The sequence below is a fragment of the Gaiella sp. genome (assembly GCF_039915195.1).
In the GTDB taxonomy this organism is placed as follows: domain Bacteria; phylum Actinomycetota; class Thermoleophilia; order Gaiellales; family Gaiellaceae; genus Gaiella.
Genome location: NZ_JBDSNT010000015.1, coordinates 1 through 3,233, shown reverse-complemented (window position 1 = coordinate 3,233; position 3,233 = coordinate 1). Strand labels below are relative to the sequence as shown.

Below are 3,233 nucleotides of genomic sequence, written 5' to 3'. Positions count from 1 at the left end.
AAGCAGGAACTGGCCGAGGTTGCCGAACTGCTCGCCCGAGACGACCTCCACCTGCTCACCCTGACCGGCCCGGGTGGCACCGGAAAAACACGACTCGCCTTGCAGGCGGCAGCGGAAGCGTCGGACTTGTTTCCCGACGGGATCACCTGGCTGCCGCTCGCCCCGTTGCGTGACCCCGAGCTGCTGCTGCCATCACTCGCGAAAGCACTCGCACTGAAGGACGAGCCCGGCCGACCGCTCGAAGACACGCTCACGGATCACCTCACAGGCAAACGGCTGCTGCTCGTGCTCGACAACCTCGAACACCTCCTCCCCCACGCAGCCACCCACATCGCCGTCCTCCGAGACACCAACGCCTCCGTCCTCGTCACAAGCCGCGAACGCCTTCGGATAAAGGGAGAGCAGACCTGGCCCGTCCCCCCACTCGCAGCCAAAGACGGCAGCGCCTTGTTCAACGCCCGCGCCCAAGCCATCGACCCGTGCTTCACCCCCACACCGGCAGTCGACGAGCTCTGCGCCCGCCTCGACGAACTCCCCCTCTCGATCGAGCTCGCAGCCGCCCGCACCGCCGTCTTCTCCGCCCAACAACTGCTCGACCGGCTCGGCCAACGCCTCGACCTACTCAAAGGCGACCGCGACACCGACCCTCGCCAACAAACCCTCCGCGCCACGATCGAATGGTCACACGACCTCCTCTCGGACGAGGAGCAACAACTGTTTCATCGGCTCGCAGTCTTCAGCGGTGGCTGCACGTACGAGACCGCCGAGCAGGTCACTGACGCAGATCCCGACACCCTCCAGTCACTGCTCGAGAAGAGCCTCCTGCGCAAACGCGACGGCCCGACAGGCACGCCACGCTACTGGATGCTCGAAACGATACGCCAATACGCAACCGAACAACTCGAAGCATCAGACGAAGCCGAACGACTCCACCGCCGTCACGCCGATCACTACCTCGCACTCGCCGAGGAGGCCGCCCCGCACCTGCGCGCTATCGCACTTCGAGGGCCCGACGGCTTCCGCGAATTGCTGGACCGGCTCGAGTCGGAGCACGACAACCTCCGCGCCGCGCTCGACTGGCTCGAGGGGGCCGGAGAGACGCAGCAGGTTCTACGACTGGCGGGCGCGCTGGTCGAGTTCTGGTTCAAGAACGAGAACTGGGCGGAACTCCGTACGCGGCTTCCGGCGGCGCTCACCTCCGACGAGCGTCCGACCGCAGCTCGCGCCAAGGCTCTGATCGGCGCCGCGGACACGCTGACGATGAACGACGATCTAGCCGGCTCGCGCCGGTACGCCGACGAGGCGCTCGATCTCTATCGGATGCTCGAAGACCGATCCGGGACTGCGGACGCTCTGTGGCGGATCAGCGGAACATTGCGCGATCACGTGGACGCGCAACCGTTCCTCGAGGAGGCGCGTGCACACTTCCGCGAGATCGGCGATCGGGACTCTGTCATGGGCGTCACCCGGTTACTCGCATCCCTGTACATGAAAAGCGAGGACTATGACCGAGCCTGGCCACTGTACGTCGAGAACCTCACCCAGGCCAGAGAGCTCGGAAACACACTCCGAGAGGCGCAGTCACTGGGCGCACTGGCTCTGATCTCCGCCGACCAGGGTAAGTGCAAGGAAGCCCTCTCGTTGGCAGCGGAGCACCTCTCGATCGCTCGCGGCCATAGCCGACTCGACCTCTCGTCGGCCTTCTCCCGGGTTGCGTACGTGCTCGCCCGCGCAGGACGAATCGCAGGTGCAGCGCAGCTCCTCTCCTACTCGGAAGCGCTGACCGAGGAAATCGGCGCGATCGCACCGTGGGTCGTCGAGCTGAACGACAAGACACGAGCACTCGTGCGCGAGCAGCTAGGAGATGCCGCTTGTGTCGAGGCGTACGAGCTGGGGCGGTCGCTGGCGGGCGACGATGCGATCGCCTTCGCCTTCGCCGCACTGGGGTAACCGGTTCCTAGCCGGCTTCGCCCGATGCGGCGGCAGCCGCCTTCGCCTCGGCGACCTTCGCCTCGAGCGCGGTCAGCACGTTCCCGACCTGCTGGTTGATGATCGGCTGGAGCACCCGCTGGCCCATCGAGCCGACAGGGCCGGCGATCTTCACATCCGCCGACCACGCCATAGAGGTGTGATCGCCTTCACCCGAGAGCGTGAACGACGTCGTCATGTTCATCATCGCTCCGACACCCTTGCCCTTCGCGTTCATCGACGCGAACTCTGGCGGGCGCTCCTCGAGCTTCTCGAAGTCGATCGTCATCTTCAGGCCTCCGAGGCCGAGCGGCACCTTCACCTTCGCCTGCCAGTGGCGGTCGTCCTTGATCTCGAAGCCTTCCACGCCTGGCATCAGCCCGGCCATCTGAGCCGGGTCGTTGATCACGCTCCAGACCACCTCTCGCGATGCCTCTAGCTCCTTTGTTCCATTCACATTCACCTGGACGTCACCTCGATTGTCTCTCTCGACCGCTCGGGATGGCTGAGCATCTCCCAGACGCGGTGGTAGGGGTTGTGGCTGTCGGTCACGATCGCGCCGCCGGCTGCCCGGAGCGCATCCTGGATTCCCGAGCAGATGCAGTGGATCCCACCGCCGCCACCTTCGCCCATGCCCTTCGAGCCGAGCGGGCTGAACGGCGACGGGGACTCGATCGCGCCCGTCTTCAGCGCCGGCACATCGAGCGCGTGCGGGACGTGGTAGTCGTAGAAGTTCGGGGTGAGTAAGTTGCCGTCCTCGTCGTAGACGAACGACTCCCAGAGGGCCGCGCCGATCGCGTGCGCAGTAGCGCCCATCACCTGACCCTCGACGATCTGCGGGTTGATTCTGACTCCACAGTCGTCAACGGCGGCATAGTCGACGACCTCCGTCACACCCGTCTCGGGGTCGATCTCGACGACGCACGCGTGGATCTGCGTCGCGTACGTCAGCGTCAGGTTGCCGAACTTCCGCTCCTTGTCGGGCACATCAAACGGCGGCCGGTAGACGTACCGGCAGTTCATCGTCGGCGGATCGTCCGGGAACCCAGCGTTGTTGGCATTCGGAATCGCACCGAGCGCCATGAACGGCAGAGCCGCCTCGTGGTTGTCCTTGATCCGGGCGAAGCCGTCCGCGAGTTCGATCGCCTCCTCCGGGCACTGGAAGACCATCGAAGCGAGCTTCACCATCTGACCCGCGAGCATGTCAGCGGCACCCTTGACCGCGCTGAGCCCGGTGACGGCGAACTGGCTCGCGTAGGTGCCGG

Annotated in this window: 3 protein-coding genes; 1 reads left to right on the top strand and 2 read right to left on the bottom strand. The window is 65.5% G+C overall.

Features of this window, described 5'->3' with window-relative positions; all coding sequences use genetic code 11:
- Window positions 1–1,950: NB-ARC domain-containing protein (locus ABIR74_RS01960; protein ID WP_348174930.1), on the top strand; the 1,950-nt coding region annotated here is incomplete at its 5' end.
- Window positions 1,951–1,957: 7 nt separating this feature from the next.
- Here the strand turns inward: ABIR74_RS01960 and ABIR74_RS01955 are convergent.
- Complete coding sequence (locus ABIR74_RS01955) at window positions 1,958–2,425, bottom strand: SRPBCC domain-containing protein (RefSeq protein WP_348174929.1); 468 nt, start codon at window positions 2,423–2,425, stop codon at window positions 1,958–1,960.
- A 2-nt stretch (window positions 2,426–2,427) separates the two neighbouring features.
- The coding region (locus tag ABIR74_RS01950) for a molybdopterin cofactor-binding domain-containing protein (RefSeq protein ID WP_348174928.1) at window positions 2,428–3,233 on the bottom strand (806 nt) is incomplete at its 5' end.